This window comes from Pseudomonas sp. MPFS (genome assembly GCF_022537035.1).
Classification (GTDB): domain Bacteria; phylum Pseudomonadota; class Gammaproteobacteria; order Pseudomonadales; family Pseudomonadaceae; genus Aquipseudomonas; species Aquipseudomonas sessilinigenes.
In genome coordinates this window covers 6,032,652-6,047,877 of record NZ_CP066123.1, presented here as the reverse complement: position 1 = coordinate 6,047,877, position 15,226 = coordinate 6,032,652, and the positions used below count along the sequence as shown (strand labels likewise).

Annotated in this window: 14 protein-coding genes; 5 read left to right on the top strand and 9 right to left on the bottom strand. The window is 61.3% G+C overall.

All coding sequences use genetic code 11. The annotated features are described in order from the left end of the window. Positions 1 to 12: 12 nt before the first annotated feature. The 3 genes from I9018_RS27725 (at position 13) to I9018_RS27715 (ending at position 1,445) form a co-directional block, all read left to right on the top strand. Entirely contained in the window at positions 13 to 480 is a 468-nt protein-coding gene (locus tag I9018_RS27725) for a hypothetical protein (RefSeq protein WP_068575531.1), read from the top strand. Continuing rightward, positions 477 to 1,166: an energy-coupling factor ABC transporter permease gene (locus tag I9018_RS27720; RefSeq protein WP_068575530.1), complete on the top strand. Its 690-nt coding sequence runs from the start codon at positions 477 to 479 to the stop codon at positions 1,164 to 1,166. The genes I9018_RS27725 and I9018_RS27720 overlap by 4 nt, the downstream gene beginning before the upstream one ends. Before the next feature lie 63 nt (positions 1,167 to 1,229). After that, entirely contained in the window at positions 1,230 to 1,445 is a 216-nt protein-coding gene (locus tag I9018_RS27715; RefSeq protein ID WP_022641062.1) for a hypothetical protein, read from the top strand. Between the two features lie 17 nt (positions 1,446 to 1,462). Here the strand turns inward: I9018_RS27715 and yacG are convergent, their stop codons facing one another. The 4 genes from yacG to I9018_RS27695 are packed head-to-tail and all read right to left on the bottom strand — an operon-like array spanning position 1,463 to position 4,375. Then, positions 1,463 to 1,666, bottom strand: a complete 204-nt coding sequence (yacG, locus tag I9018_RS27710) for a DNA gyrase inhibitor YacG (RefSeq protein WP_068575529.1) — start codon at positions 1,664 to 1,666, stop codon at positions 1,463 to 1,465. Next, a complete protein-coding gene (gene coaE, locus I9018_RS27705; RefSeq protein ID WP_241108039.1) occupies positions 1,663 to 2,286 on the bottom strand; it encodes a dephospho-CoA kinase in 624 nt (207 codons plus the stop codon). Before coaE ends, yacG begins: the two co-directional genes overlap by 4 nt. Beyond that, entirely contained in the window at positions 2,283 to 3,155 is an 873-nt protein-coding gene (locus I9018_RS27700) for an A24 family peptidase (protein ID WP_241108038.1), read from the bottom strand. The genes coaE and I9018_RS27700 overlap by 4 nt, the downstream gene beginning before the upstream one ends. A gap of 2 nt (positions 3,156 to 3,157) precedes the next feature. Then, the gene (locus I9018_RS27695) at positions 3,158 to 4,375 is read right to left on the bottom strand and encodes a type II secretion system F family protein (RefSeq protein ID WP_241108037.1); all 1,218 of its coding nucleotides are present in this window, start codon (positions 4,373 to 4,375) and stop codon (positions 3,158 to 3,160) included. Between the two features lie 274 nt (positions 4,376 to 4,649). On the opposite strand from I9018_RS27695, the gene I9018_RS27690 reads away from it, so the two are divergent. Then, positions 4,650 to 5,066 (top strand): pilin, encoded by a 417-nt coding sequence (locus I9018_RS27690; RefSeq protein WP_124347366.1) that lies wholly within the window; start codon positions 4,650 to 4,652, stop codon positions 5,064 to 5,066. Between the two features lie 215 nt (positions 5,067 to 5,281). Next, on the top strand, positions 5,282 to 5,638 hold the full coding sequence (locus I9018_RS27685) for a BON domain-containing protein (RefSeq protein WP_068575524.1): 357 nt from the start codon (positions 5,282 to 5,284) through the stop codon (positions 5,636 to 5,638). 200 nt (positions 5,639 to 5,838) lie between these two features. On the opposite strand, the gene I9018_RS27680 is transcribed toward I9018_RS27685, so the two are convergent. The 5 genes from I9018_RS27680 to pgi form a co-directional block, all read right to left on the bottom strand. Beyond that, positions 5,839 to 8,757: a DUF748 domain-containing protein gene (locus I9018_RS27680; protein WP_241108036.1), complete on the bottom strand. Its 2,919-nt coding sequence runs from the start codon at positions 8,755 to 8,757 to the stop codon at positions 5,839 to 5,841. Positions 8,758 to 8,861: 104 nt separating this feature from the next. Further along, complete coding sequence (locus tag I9018_RS27675; protein ID WP_068575522.1) at positions 8,862 to 9,878, bottom strand: class I SAM-dependent methyltransferase; 1,017 nt, start codon at positions 9,876 to 9,878, stop codon at positions 8,862 to 8,864. A 338-nt stretch (positions 9,879 to 10,216) separates the two neighbouring features. After that, the gene (locus I9018_RS27670) at positions 10,217 to 11,083 is read right to left on the bottom strand and encodes an oxygenase MpaB family protein (RefSeq protein WP_241108035.1); all 867 of its coding nucleotides are present in this window, start codon (positions 11,081 to 11,083) and stop codon (positions 10,217 to 10,219) included. A 53-nt stretch (positions 11,084 to 11,136) separates the two neighbouring features. Further along, a complete protein-coding gene (gene acs / locus I9018_RS27665) occupies positions 11,137 to 13,074 on the bottom strand; it encodes an acetate--CoA ligase (RefSeq protein WP_241108034.1) in 1,938 nt (645 codons plus the stop codon). A gap of 117 nt (positions 13,075 to 13,191) precedes the next feature. Continuing rightward, positions 13,192 to 14,856 carry a glucose-6-phosphate isomerase gene (gene pgi / locus I9018_RS27660; RefSeq protein ID WP_241108033.1) on the bottom strand — a complete coding sequence of 555 codons (1,665 nt, stop codon included), beginning with the start codon at positions 14,854 to 14,856 and terminating at the stop codon, positions 13,192 to 13,194. Positions 14,857 to 15,226: the final 370 nt, after the last annotated feature.

The following is a 15,226-nucleotide window of genomic DNA, read 5'->3' as shown; positions in this document are numbered from 1 at the left end:
AAGGAGTGTGCAGTGAAACGCTGGTCAATTCTGTTGCTGAGCCTGTTGCCGTTATGGGCCAACGCCCTGGAAGTGGGAGAGCGGTTGGCGCCCTGGACCCTGTTGGATCAGTTCGATGAGGCCTATAGCCTAGACTCCCAGGCTCGTGTGTTGCTGGTGGCGCGCAGCATGGAGGCGGCCAAGCTGGTGAATGCCGCACTCAAGGATAAACCCAAGGATTATCTGCAGGAGCGCCAAGGTGTTTTCGTCGCGGATATCCAGCGCATGCCGGCATTGATTGCCAAGATGTTCGCGGTTCCGGCCATGCGTGACTATCCCTACCGGGTGATGCTCGATCGCGACGGGCGAGTAGCCCCGCGCTATGTCGCAGCCGAAGACAAGGTGTTGTGGCTGCAATTGCAGGACGGACGCTTGGTGGCACGCCAGGAGTACGCCACTGCCGAGCAACTGGCTGCGGCGCTGGAACAAGCCAGGCCATGATCAGTTCGGCACTGTTGGCGCCGCAGACGCTGATGCTGGGTTGGCTGCTGTATGTGCCGCTGCTGGCCTGGGCGGTATGGCGTGCGCCCTGGGTCGAATTGTTTAGCGACAGTCGCCGCCAGCACTTGTTATTCGGCACTGTGTTCGCCTTGTTCCTGCTATGGCTGGTTCGGCGGGATTTCGATACCGGGGTGTCCTATCACTTCATTGGCATGACAGCGGTGACCCTGCTGCTGGACTGGCCGTTGGCGGTAGTCGGTGGCTTGATCGCGCAACTGGGATTGCTGGTCTTGGGACGCCAGGACCTGCCAGCCCTGGGAGTCAATGGTGCGCTGTTGATCTTGCTGCCGGTGGCGGTGACTGAAACCTGCGCCTGGCTGGTGGAGAGGGCGCAGCCACGTAATCTTTTCGTCTATATCTTCTGTTCCGGTTTTTTTGCTGCGGCGCTGTCAGCGCTGCTATGCCTGCTTTGCGCATTGGGCATCCTCTGGTTCGACGAACGCTTCGCCATGCCCGAATGGCTTGAGGATTTCATTGGTTACCTGTGGTTGATCATCTTTCCGGAGGCATTCATCAACGGCATGGTGGTCAGCGCCCTGGTGGTGTTCTGCCCCGAATGGCTGGAGACGTTCAACCGTACTCGCTACCTCTCGGCACCCTGGAAGGACGAGGACCCGCGCCCTTGATCCATATCAATTCCGGGCTTCGGGCCGCGCTGCATGCTCGACAAAAATTCCAGGAGTGCGGTCATGAGTGTCTATCAGTGGGCCCGGCAGGAAGTGCGCGACAGTCTGCAAAATGCCTTGCAGGAAGGGTTCGAGCCGGGTTTGAGCCTGCGGGCCCTGCTTAGCGCGGTGGTGCAGCAGAGCAAGAATGTGCGCAGTATCGAGGACCTGGCGGATGAGTTGCAGTTCCTCGCGGAAAACCTCGACGACGATCAGGACTACAGCTTCATGCGGCCCTGATCGATCTATCGGCGGACTCAGTGGGCCCGGGGCGGCAGTTCCTCGGAGAACAGCTCGTCCTCGGCGTCCGGGCTCACCGGGATCTTGTGTTCCTCGGCCGCCCACGCGCCCAGGTCGATCAATTTGCAACGGTCGGAGCAGAACGGCCGGTTGACGTTGGCCGCGGTCCATTCCACGGGGGCGCCACAGGTTGGGCATTCGACGGTCAGGGGTTGGCTCATGGCTGGCCTCCACGCAAAGTTAAGTAAAAGTGATGCAGGCGTTCGACCTCGCTGTTCAACCAGGCCCGGTCGCGGTCGTTGACCAGTACATCATCGGCATGCCGTAGCCGTTCTTCACGGCTGGCCTGGGCCTTCAGGATCGCCTGGACCTGCTGTTCGCTGACCTGGTCACGCAGCAGGGTACGTTCGACCTGTAATTGCTGTGGTGCATCGATCACCAGGATGCGCTGGGTCATCCGGGCCTGACCGGACTCCACCAGTAAAGGCGATACCAGGATCGCGTAGGGTGATTCGGCACGGGCCAGGTGGCTGGCGATCTCCTCGGCGATCAGCGGGTGCAGCAGGGCCTCTAGCCAGCGGCGCTGTTCCGGCTCTTCGAAGATCAGCTTGCGCAGGGCCGCGCGGTCCAACTGGCCGTCGGCTTGCAATACGCCGTCACCAAAGTGCTGGGCGATCTGGCCCAGGGCAGGGCGTCCAGGCTCCACCACCCAGCGGGCGGCGTGATCGGCGTCGATCACATGGGTGCCCAGGTCGATGAAGTGCTGGGCGGCGGCGCTCTTGCCGCTACCGATACCGCCGGTAAGGCCAAGGGTCCAGGGGGTGTTCACGGAGCGAGTCATTGGAAACCGACAAACTGCAAATAGAAGTCGGTTATTTGACCACCCCAGAGCAAGGCAATCCAGCCGGCAATCGCCAGAAATGGGCCAAAGGGGATAGGCGTCGAGCCTTTGGCCTGGCGCAAGCGCAATATGAGGGTGCCCAGCAGCGCCCCGGTCAGGGAGGCCAGAAGCAGGGTCAGCGGCAGGATCTGCCAACCGCCCCAGGCACCCAGCAGCGCCAGCAGCTTGAAATCCCCATGGCCCAGGCCATCCTTGCCGGTCAGCAGCTTGAACAGCCAGAACACCGACCACAGGAACAAGTAGCCGATCGCCGCGCCCCACAGGGCATTCTCAAGGTCTGTGAAGATACCGAAGCTGTTGACGATCAGTCCCAGCCACAGCAACGGCAGTACCAGTACATCCGGTAGCAACTGATGGTCGGCGTCGATCAGGCTCATGGCCAGCAGGCCCCAGCTCAGAAGCAGCATCAAGCCGGCTTGCCAGCCAAAACCGAAATGCCAGGCTACGAACGCCGAGAGCAGGCCGCAAGCCAGTTCGGTCAGGGGATAGCGCAGGCTGATGCTGGCTTGGCAATGGGCGCAGCGGCCACGCAGCCACAGATAGCTGATCAGCGGAACATTCTGCCAGGGGCGGATAGGTGTTCCGCAGCTGGGGCAATGGGAATGGGGCAACAGCAGGTTATAGGGAGCGGTTTCAGGCTCCGCAGGTAGCCCCAGGATTTCATGGGCTTGGGCCCGCCAGTCACGCTCGAGCATCTGTGGCAGACGCCAGACCAGTACATTGAGAAAACTGCCGACGATCAGCCCCAGCAGTAGGCCGGTCATTACGAATACCAGGGGATAAAGGCTAAGGACTTCAGGCAAGGACATGTTCAGATCGCTGTACCGAGTTGAAAAATGGGCAAGTACATCGCCAGTACCAAGGCTGCGACGATACTGCCCAGGATCACCATGATCAAAGGCTCCATGAGGCTGGTCAGGCTGTCCACCAGGTTATCCACCTCAGCTTCATAATGCGCCGCTACCTTTTCCAATAAATGATCCAGGGTTCCGGATTCTTCACCGATGGCGGTCATCTGGATCGCCATGTCAGGGAAAACACCGCTGGCACGCATGGCGAAATTCAGTTGCATGCCACCTTCGACCTGGAGGCGGATACGCTCCATCGCGCGTCGATGAATATGGTTGCCGCTGGCACCAGCGACGGACTCCAGGGCTTGAACCAGGGGGACTCCCGCAGCGAAGGTGGTGGCCAGGGTACGGGCCATGCGCGCCACGGCAGACTTGTGCAGCAAGGCGCCGCCCAGTGGCAAGCGCAACAACCCTGCATCCAGATGATCGCGTAGACGTGCAGAACGACGATAGAGCAGGCGTCCACCTAGCCCGAGCCCCAGGCAGGCTGCCAGCGAGGTTCCACCGTGTTGCTGCAGGAAATATGAAAGACCGATGACCTTCTGGGTCAGCCAGGGCAGTTCGGCATTGAAGCCGGCGAACAGACTCTGGAATTGCGGAACCACTTTGAGCAGCAGGATGCTGCTGACTATGAGCGCGACGCCGATCACTGCCAGGGGGTAGACCATGGCCTTCTTCAGGCGGGCCTTGAGACGCTCGCTTTTTTCCTGGTAGGTGGCGATCCGCTCCAGCAGTGTATCCAGGGCCCCTGCCTGCTCGCCGGCCTCCACCAGGTTGCAGTACAACGGGTCGAAGTGTTGTGGGTGTTTGCGCAGCGCGTTGGCCAGGTTGGAGCCGGCCTCGATATCGTGCTTGAGTTGTCCCAGGAGCTGGCGGATCAACGGTTGGCCGAAGCTATCGGCAATGATTTCCAGGGACTGCAGCAGTGGTACGCCAGCCTGGAACAGCGTTGCCAATTGGCGGGTGAGCAAAGCGATGTCCCGTGATTTTACCCGCGGTCCCAAACGCAGCCCGTACCGAGGTTTGCGGCGGACCCTGGTTGGGATGATGCCCTGCTTGCGTAGGCGAGCCCCAACCAGGGCCGGGTTCGCGGCACTCAGTTCGCCGCTCATGACATGACCCCGGCTATCGGTACCTTGCCAGAGGTACACGCTGGTCCTGGAAGCTTTTACCGCCATGGTTCGATCCCTGATAAGACGGTGGATTTCGTTGCGAACTACCGCACAGGCAGATGCCTTCCTGCCCTTTCAAGCCTAGCTCCCGGAGCCCTGACGGATAACGGCAGAGGCTGACGAATTTTGTCAGTTAGTGCGACTTCTTGCAGCGAAGGCCATGGACCTCTGCCCTGTAGAGCCTGGATTGCGGGGTGAGGCACCTGGCACAGGGCGTGCTTTGGGTCTGGTGGCCCTTGCGGCTTTTCTTGCAATTTCTGTTCATGCCAGGAGGCAATCCATGAAACGACAGTCCGGCTTTACCCTGATCGAATTGCTAGTGGTGGTCGCCATTATCGGCATCCTTGCGATGGTGGCGATGCCGCTTTACGCCAAGTACCAGGCCAGGGCCAAGGTAGTCGCTGCGTTGGCAGAGGCCTCGGCGCTGAAAGCGGGCGTCGAGGACCTGCTTGCGCAGGGCACCGATCCGACCTTGGCGCTGGCCGGTGGTATTGCACAGACATCCAATTGCCGGATGAGCGCTGCGGGCACGGCAGCCACTGGAGAAGGGAGCATCGGCTGCACGATCCTCAATGCCCCGGGGCCAGTGCTGGACAAGAGCCTGACCCTGAGGCGTTCGGCGGCAACCGGTTGGAGCTGCGTCACCACGGTGGAGGCGGACTATGCTCCCAAAGGCTGTAGTGCGGATGAGGCCTGAATGGCTGGCTGCTGGCCGCCAGGAACTCGCAACTTGCATGCAGAGGTGCGCGTCATCATGCATTTTGCATGAGTCCGATTTTTTGTGTTTTTTATAAGATATTGATTTATATGGATATTTTGCTTGGTTGGGAGTTGGCACAGCGCCTGCAATATCCCTGATACCCTGTTGCCAGGACACGGCGCAGGCTTCCCAGAAGAACAGGAGTTACTCGTATGAAGAAGTTCGCTATCGCTGCTGCAACCGCTACCGCTCTGACCCTGACTATGGCCAACGCAGCTTTTGCACAGCCCACCCAAAGCACCCAGTCGCCCATGGTCGTGGCTGCCGGTGAAGTGACCAAGGCCAAAGAGGCCACCTCCGACACCTGGATCACCACCAAGGTGAAAAGCGATCTGGTCACCGAGAAAGGCATTCCTGGCACTGATATCAAGGTCGAAACCAACAAGGGCGTCGTGTCCCTGTCGTCCACCGTGGCCATCACCGAGTCGCAAAAGGCCACAGCGGTGGCGATCACCAAGAAGATCAAAGGCGTGAAGGCGGTCTCCGCCGATGGCTTGAAGGCTGAATAAGCCGACAGGTTCTCGCCTGGACAGGGAGAGGTAGCGGCAGGCTGGTGCCTGCCACTACTTTCAAGGGTTCATGCGAAGATCACAGGGATGTGATCATTACAGGCCCCGGCACTTGGTGTCGGGGCCTGTTCTATTGAGTGGTGGATATCAACGCTTGATGAGCAAGGGTGCCGGTCAGAGGGGACAGCTCCGCCCCAGGATCATTCGCTGTCCAGATGCATAGGGGTAATCACATTGCCGTTGCTTTCTGCCTGGCCCAGGTTGGCGTCGATGAAGTAGACCCGGTCGTCAGCCAACTGGCCCTTTTCCACCAGGAAGTCCTTGATGCTGCTGGCTCGTTCCTGGCCCAGCTGACGCAACAGCACCTCGCTGGCGCCCCAGTACTTGATCAAGCCTTCACGCAGCTTGGCGCTACGCTCGTCACGACTGAGCTGATTCCATTCCGCAGGTGGCTGTTGTTTCAGGCGGGTGCGATAGATGCCCTCGAGCAATGGGGCTTTCTCGCCTTCGGGCACCTGCAGCAGCGAGGCTTGGGCAGGGACCTTGTCACCGCGACGCTGGAGGATCTTGTAGTAGTTGTACTGGTATTCGCGCTCCAGGCGTTGTTCGGCAATCAACGGGCCGTCGCTGCTCTGGGCGCTGGTACCTTCGATCTCCAGGCGCAGGGTCGGGCGCTCCTGGAGCGCCTTGGCCAGATTGGTCAGTGACGATTCGGATTCCTTGCTCAGTTCGCTGGAGCCTGGGGTGAAACTCACGCTACCCAGGTCTTCCGACCCTCCACCACTGATCAGGCCTCCAATGAACTTGAACGGTGCCTGGGCCGCGCGCAGCACCAGGTTGCGCAAGGTTTGCCAGACAATCGGCATGACGCTGAACTGCGGGTTGTTCAGGTCGCCCGAGATCGGCAGCTCGATGGAGATCTTGCCGTCGGTGTCCTTGAGCAGGGCCACCGCCAGGCGAATTGGCAGGTCCACGGCGTCCGGACTGTCGACCTTTTCCCCCAACTGCAGTTGTTCGACCACCAGTTTGTTCTCGGCCTTGAGCTGGCCCTTGGTGATCATGTAGTGCAGGTCGAGGTTGAGCCGTCCCTTGCGAATGCGAAAGCCTGCAAACTTGCCGGAATAGGGCGTCAGGGTCGTCAGTTCCACCCGCTTGAAGCTGGTGGCGATATCCAGGGCCGACATCGGATCGAAAGGGTTGACGCTGCCTTTGATGGTCACTGGCGCATAGCGATCGACCTTGCCCTTGACGTCCACATCCGCAGGCTTGGCCTGGCGACTGTCGATGGTACCGATCCGGCCGTTGAGCTGCTGGATGGCTGTGGCGAAGTTGGGCGTCAGGGTCAGGTCGGCGAAGTTGGCCGAGCCGTCGTTGATGGCGATTTCACCGATGTGGATGCCCAGGGGCTTGCTCGAGCTGGCCGCTGGTTTGGCCGAGGATTTGCTGGCGCTGCCCGCCGGTTGAGGGATCAGCAGGTCGTCGACGTTGGTGGTGCGGTCATCGTTGATGATGAAGCGCGCATAGGGCTGCATCAGGTTGATGCGGCTGATGCTCAGGCTGTCGTCATGCTGGTAGTTCAGGCCTTCCACCACCACCTGCTTCCACTTCACGAAGTCGCGGGTCTTGAGAGTGTCCAGAGTGTGCAGTTGATCCACGTTGGCCCGGCCGGTGATGCTGAAGGCCAGCGGTTCGACCTTCTTCAGGTCGACCGCCAGATCACTGCCGAGCATCCCGCTACGCAGCTCCAGGCGAATGAATGGGCTGATGTAGGACTGGGCGACGCGCAGGTCGATGTCCTTGGTCTGTACCTTGAGTTTGGCGCTGATGGGGTTGAGGTTGACCTCGCCGTTGGCATCGATCCGACCCTGTTTGCCCAGGCCGGTATCGAGCTTGAGGGTGAAGGGCGACTGGTTGAGGCTGTCAAAGTTCTTCAGGTCCAGGTTCAGCGGTCCCACTTCCAGGGCGACTGCCGGCTTGACCTGGCGGTCGGCCAGGTGCACCTGGTAGTTGCGCAATTGCACGTCCTTGAGCAGGACCTGCCAGGGCTTGCTCGGCGCCGTTGGCTCCTTGGGCGCTTCGGCGGTGGCGGGCTCATGCTTGGGGGCCGGTTTGGCGGGCTGGCTGGCGAACAGCTTTTGCCAATCCAGTTGGCCGTCGGCTTCGCGGGCGGCCCAGGTTTCCAGTTTCTGGCTGCTGATCTTGCCGACGATGACTTGCTGCTTGGCCAGGTCCACCGTGGTCTCGCTGACGTCCAGGCGTTCCAGTCGCGCCAGGGGACGGCCATCCGGCGCCTTGATGGCAAAGGGCGCGATGCTGACCGATACCTTGTCCAGCAACAGCTCGGTGCCTTTGTCCAGGCTGAATTTGTAATGGGTGTCGAGGCTCACCTGGCCTTCTTCCAGCACCAGCGGTACGGCATCGCGAACGTAAGGCCACCAGGCTTTCATCTTGCCGTCAGTGACTTTCAAGGTGCCTTCGGACGCCAATGGGGTCACGCTGAAGTTACCGCTCCAGTCGATCTGCCCGCCATCAGGACCGGTCGCCACCAGGGTCATGTCGGCGCTGTCGTCAGGCAGGGTGCTGAGGTTCTTCAGCTCGAAGTCGAGCTTGTTGTAGAGGAACTCGATGGGCTCGCTGGGGCGCAAATCCTGAAAATGCACGTAGCCACCGGCCAGCTTGATGCGCTCGATACGGACGGGAAAGGGCTTGGCCTCAGGATCGCTGGGCGTGGGTTCGCTGGCCGGGAGCTTGAACAGGCCCAGGAGGTTGAGCTTGCCCTCCTTGTCGAAAAGGATCTCGGTCTTGGGCTGGTCCAGCTCCACATCCGCCAGGTGCAGGGCGCGAGTCCACAGGCTGTCCAGTTGCAGGTTGGCGTAGAGGCGCTCGAAGGCCACTTGCTCTTTGCCCGGCTCGCCAATGCCCAGGCCCCAGACCGTCAGTTCAAGGCTGAAAGGGTTGAGTTCGATGCGTTGGATATGCGCAGGGGTCGTGGCGTAGTTGGCCAATTGTTGGTTGGCCACGCGCAGGGCGATACCCGGCAAAATGAAAAAGCCCAGCAGACTGTAAAGGGCGAGAGCGGTCAACAAGGCGCAGGTAGCGCGAATCAATCCTTTGGTCATGCGAGGCTTCATCTTTTGAATCAAATGTGCCTTGGAGTATGGCACGCGTTTACGGTTCCGAAACCAGTCCATTTTTCAGGATTGTTCAGATTTATGACATCGCTTCAGAGTTGCAGGACCAGGGTTTTCAACGGTGGATGGCCATCCAGGGAGGGGAAGTCCGAGGCGGGTGGCAGGACCTGGCAATCCCGCACCGGGCGCCCGGCTTTCTCGGCGCAGCGCAGAACCTGTTCGCGCCAGTCCTGCATCGAGACCTTGGCCAGGTTGTTACAGCAGATCAGTACGCCATCCTCGGCGGTGGCCAATAGCGCGGGTTTGAGCAGGCTTTGATAATCGCGCAGCAGGTCGACGGTGCCAAAGGCGCTCTTGGCCCAGGCTGGGGGGTCCAGCAGCACCAGGTCGTACTGGCGTTGTTCCAGGCGTGGGTAGCTGGGCAGTTTCTGCCCACGTCGCTGGCTGATGGGCAGGCCTGCCAACTGGCGGATCGCCGGGAAGTAATCTGACTGCACGAACTCCATCGATGGCAACTGTGGATTGAGCTGGGCGTTCTCCCGACCGACCGCCAGATTGCCTTCGGCGAAGTCCAGGTTGCAGACCTCGCGAGCGCCACCTGCGGCAGCGCAGAGCCCGACACCGCAGGTATAGGCAAAGAGGTTGAGCACGCTCTTGCCGGCACTGTGGCGCTTGACCCAGCCCCGGGCATTGCGCAGGTCGAGGAATAGCAAGGGGTCCTGTCCGGTATGACGCCCGCGAACCCGATAGTTCAGGCCCCACTCATGGCCGACGAGATCTTCCAGCGCGGCGTCTTCGGCGCGGTACACCGAGTCTTCACGGGCGATACGCGAATTGCTCCGGGAGCGGTCGTTGTAGACCAGCAGGCTAGACAGTTCCAGGCGCTGGTCGACGATCTCATGCAGTTGTAGCAGGGCATCGCGTTCCAGTGGCTGGTGAAAGCTCTGGACCAGCAGTTGCGGGCCATATCGGTCGATGGTCAGGCCGCCGGCGCCTTCCTGGCTACCATGGAACAGGCGATAGCAATCGGTGCCTTGCTGGTGCAGCTCGGCGAGCAGGTCTTGGCGATGATCGAGGGCGGCGCGCAGCGCCTGGTTCAAGGAAGACATGCGGGCGCCTTGCGAATGATTGGGCGGGGCAGTTTACCAGCTTCGTTTAGTGCTTGTAGGCGGTGCGCGCGGTGGTGGGCTTCTGTTGTCTGTAGGAGCGAGGCTTGCCTGCGATAAATCTTCAACGAACACGCGCTGTGCCTGATGCACGGCGGTGTCATGACGTTTGCCTCGCGGGCAAGCCTCGCTCCTACGGATGTACGGGGTTAGCGCTCGATGGCCAGGCCTTTCCTGGCATCGCGCTAGAGCATTTCATGCAGCGGGGTCACTAATATCGGCAGCCCGAGGCGCCGATCGGGTAGGCGATGGCGCCGTCATTGACCTTGGCCGGTCGGTTTCTACAGGCCCATGCGCCGTCTAGCCCGGTGCGCCGAGCTGTCGCGTACTGCCCAGCGCAGCATCGGTGCACTGCGTTTGATACTGGCGCGGATCAGCTGGCGCTGCAGGGGGTTCTGGTTGACGCCGAGCAGGGCACTGGCCCAGTCGGGCAACAGGTCGATTCCGGCCTGCATCATCAATGAGCCAAAGGGCTTGGCCAGCCGGCTGGGGGCTGGAGCGGCCAGCAGCAAGCGCAATACTTCGCGACTGCGCTCGTCGCACGATAGTTGCGCACGCATGGCTTGCAGGTAGTCGGCCACGGCCCTGCGCGAGCGAGGCACATTCCGGGCGCCAAGACGTTCGGCAATCAGGGCGACTTCATCGTAGTAGCGATCCTGGTCCGTTCCTGACAGATGCGGGTTGAGATAGCGCAGGTGGGCGGCGAGAAAGCTGCTGACTTCGGCAACGTGCACCCAGGTCAGCAGGTCCGGATCGCTGGCGGCATAAGCTCGCCCATCGGGTGCGGTGCCGGTGATGTGCAAGTGGATACCGCGGACTTTATCGATCAACCATTCGGCGTCCTGGCGTGAGCCGAAGGTGGTTCCGGAAATGAACTGCCCGGTACGCCGCAGGCGACCGATCAGGTCCTGGCGGAAGTTCGAATGGTCCCAGACCCCGGCCAGGGCCAAGGGATGCAACGCCTGCATCAGCAAGGCGCTGATACCGCCAATCAACATGCTGCTGAAGTCGGCGTGTACTTGCCAGCAGACCGCGCCCGGGCCGAACAGGCCAGGGTCGCCCTTGGGGTTTTCCAGGTCGAGCTGGCCCAGGGATAGGCCGGAGAGGCTCATGACCTGGCTTTCGATACGGCTGCGAATGAATTCCATGGCGACTCGCTGCGGATAATGAAAAAGGCGGCGCGGCCGGGGCCGCTCCGGTTTCAGTTGTTCAGGCGTTTGTCGATCAGCCCATTCACCACGCCAGGGTCTGCCAGGGTTGAGGTATCGCCCAGGCTGTCCAGTTCGTTGCAGGCGATCTTGCGCAAGATACGTCGCATGATCTTGCCCGAGCGGGTCTTGGGCAATGCCGGTGCCCACTGGATCAGATCGGGCTTGGCAAAACTGCCGATTTCTCGACTGACCAGGGCGAGCAATTCCTGCTTCAACTGCTCGCCAGGCTCGACGCCTTGCATCGGGGTGACAAAGGCATAGATCCCCTGGCCCTTGAGGTCGTGGGGGTAACCTACCACCGCGGCTTCGGCAATGTCGTCGTGGAGTACCAGGGCGCTTTCCACTTCCGCGGTACCGATACGGTGTCCGGAGACGTTGATTACGTCATCGATGCGCCCGGTGATCCAGTAGCTGCCGTCTTCGTCGCGACGGGCGCCATCGCCGGTGAAGTAGTAGCCCGGATAGGGCGCGAAGTAAGTCTCGATCATGCGTTGCGGGTCGCCATAGACGGTACGGATCTGCCCCGGCCAACTGCCCTTGAGCACCATAATGCCGCTGCCGGCGCCCTGGATCTCCTGGCCTTGGTCGTCCAGTAACACCGGCTGCACGCCGAACATCGGTGCCATGGCACAGCCAGGCTTTATCAGCCGGGTGCTGGCCAGCGGGCTGAGCATGATGCCGCCGGTCTCGGTCTGCCACCAGGTATCGACGATCGGGCAGCGTTGTTCGCCCACGGCGTTGAAATACCATTCCCAGGCTTCAGGATTGATCGGTTCACCGACGCTGCCGAGCAGGCGCAGGCTGGCGCGCGAGCTGTTGCGCAACGGGCCGCTGCCTTCGCGCATCAACGCGCGCAAGGCGGTGGGCGCGGTGTAGAAGATGTTCACCCGATGCTTGTCCACCACCTCCCAGAAGCGCGAAGTGCTGGGGTGGTTGGGTACCCCTTCGAAAATCAGCGTGGTGGCGCCGTTGGCCAGTGGGCCGTAGAGAATGTAGCTGTGGCCGGTGACCCAGCCGACATCGGCGGTGCACCAGAAGACCTCGCCGTCGCGGTAGTCCATGACGTACTTGAAGGTCATGGCCACCTGCAGCAGGTAGCCGCCGGTGGTGTGCAGCACCCCCTTGGGTTTGCCGGTGCTGCCGGAGGTGTAGAGGATGAACAGCGGGTCCTCGGCGTCCATCGGCTCGGGCGCGCACTGGTCGCTGCTGGCGGCCATGGCCTGCTCATAATGGATGTCGCGGCCGTCGACCCAACTCACTGCAGCGCCGGTGCGCTGCACCATGATCACGCTGCTGACGTCCGGACAGCTGAGCAGGGCCTTGTCGACATTGCTTTTAAGCGGCACCAGCTTGCCGCCGCGCAGGCCTTCGTCGGCGGTGATCAGGGTGTGGCAATCGGCGTTGAGGATCCGGTCGCGCAGGGCCTCCGGGGAGAAACCGCCGAACACCACCGAATGCACGGCACCGATGCGGGTGCAGGCGAGCATGGCGTAGGCGGCCTCGGGGATCATCGGCATGTAGATGCACACCCGGTCGCCTTTCTTCACGCCGCGGCTCTTGAGCAGGTTGGCCAGGCGGCAGACCTGTTGGTGCAAGGTGCGGTAGGTGATGCGCAGGGATTCGGCAGGGTCGTCGCCTTCCCAGATGATCGCGGCCTGGTCGCCGCGTGTCTCCAGGTGGCGATCAATGCAGTTGTAGCTGACATTGAGCTGGCCGCCGCGGAACCAGCTGGCCTGGCCAGTGTGGCTGTCATAGCGATGCACCTCGGCCCAGGGCTGGCTCCAGTGCAGGAAACGTTTGGCTTGCCCGGCCCAGAACAGTTCTGGCTGCTCAATGGACTGGCTATAGAGGTGGAGGTAGTCGTCCTGGCTCAGTTGGGCTGCCTGGCGGACGGCATCGGCTTTCGGAAAAATGCTGATATCGAACATGACGGCTCCTTGTGCTTGTTTGGCGACAAGGTCCAAGGGTGCGCGCATGTGGGGGCAAGGTTCAAGGGCCAGGGCCCGAATGGGAGCCGGCAAGCCGGCCCCCATGGATGCAGGCGATCAGCCGCGGTGGCGACCACGGAAGTAGTTGATCAGGCCTTGGGTCGAGGCATCCTCGGCCAGGGTTTCGTCGCTGCCCACCAGGCGGCTGTAGACGCCCTTGCCCAGTTCCTTGCCCAGCTCCACGCCCCATTGGTCGAAGGCGTTGATGCCCCAGATCACGCTCTGCACGAATACCTTGTGTTCGTACAACGCTACCAGTGCGCCAAGGCGCCGTGGGCTGATGCGCTCCACTACCAAGGTGTTGCTCGGGCGATTGCCTGGGATCACTTTGTGCGGTGCCAGCCGTTGCACTTCGGCCTCGCTCAGGCCTTTGTCCCGCAGCTCGCTCTCGGCTTCGGCGCGGGTCTTGCCCAGCATCAGGGCCTGGCTCTGGGACAGGCAGTTGGCGTACAGCCATTGATGATGGTCGGCCACTGGGTTGAAGCTGACGATCGGCACGATGAAGTCGGCAGGGATCAACTGGGTACCCTGGTGCAGCAGCTGATGGTAGGCATGTTGCCCGTTGCAGCCGACGCCACCCCAGATTACCGGGCCGGTATCGGTATTCACCGGGCTTCCGTCCTGGCGCACGCTCTTGCCGTTGGACTCCATGTCCAGTTGTTGAAGGTGCTTGGTGATGTTGCGCAGGTAGTGGTCGTACGGCAGGATCGCGTGGCTTTGCGCGCCCCAGAAGTTGCCGTACCACACACCCAGCAGGGCCAGCAGCACCGGCATGTTCTGTTCGAACGGGGCGTTCTGGAAGTGCTGGTCCATGGTGTAGGCACCGGACAGCAGTTCCTTGAAGTTGGACATGCCGATGGCCAGGGCGATCGGCAGGCCGATGGCTGACCACAGCGAATAGCGCCCACCAACCCAGTCCCACATCGGGAAGATGTTCTCTTCACGGATACCGAAGGCTACCGCGGCCGCATTGTTGCTCGACACTGCGATGAAATGGCGATGCAACTCCGCCTCGGAGCCACCCTGGGCCAGGTACCAGGCCCGTGCAGCCTGGGCGTTCTTCAGGGTTTCGAGGGTGTTGAACGATTTGGAGGAAACGATGAACAGCGTGGTTTCAGCACGAATCTTCGCTGAAAGCTCGTGGAACTCACTGCCATCGATATTGGCCAGGTAGTGGCAGCGCACGCCCTTGTGGGTATACGACAGCAGGGCTTCGGAGACCAGTTCCGGGCCGAGGAAGGAGCCGCCGATGCCGATGTTCACCACATCGGTGATGGGCTTCTCGGTATAGCCGCGCCACAGGCCGTCGTGGATACGGCCCACCAGTTCGGTGATCTGGTTCAGCACCTTGTGTACTTCCGGCATCACGTTGACACCGTTCACCGACAGCTTGTCGCCAACTGGGCGGCGCAGGGCCGTATGCAGTGCCGGGCGAGCTTCGGAAGCATTGACCAGCTCGCCAGTCATCATGGACTTGATCGCATCGGCCAGGCCGACTTCTTGCGCCAGGCTAACCAGCAGGTCGCGGGTCTGGCTGTTGATCAGGTTCTTGGAGTAGTCGAGAAACAGGCCGCAGCTGCTCAGAGTGAATTGGCTGAAGCGCTGCGGGTCGGCATTGAACGCCTCGCGCATGCTGAAGTCCTGCATGGCTTGGCGGTGGTCTTTCAACGCCTGCCAGGCGGGCAGAGCGGTAACGTCGTGAGGAGTGCGGTAGTACGCCATCGCTGCGGTTTTCCTTTTGCTTGAACTGCCTTTTGGACACTGAAAAGCCCCAGAAGTCCGATATGGCCCAAGGACTTTCATTTGCTCCGTCCGGTGCTGATTCGATTAATCATCCGGGAGGGCAACAGTAACTCCGGCGTGCTGTTCTGTCTTGGTTTTGTCCGACTTGCGGTCGGCACAATTTTCGTACAGGCCGGGTCGAGCAGGCAGCATGCAGGCTTTGAGTGTTAAGAAACGGGATTGGGGCTGGTCGATCTGGATCAGGGCTATACGGTTGGCATGACCTGGATATTGGCTGGGCCAGAATCTCGATCGGGGCCTGTAAATTGTCTACAGGCCCCGGCCGGCGGCAGTTTGCCCGAAGCTTGGG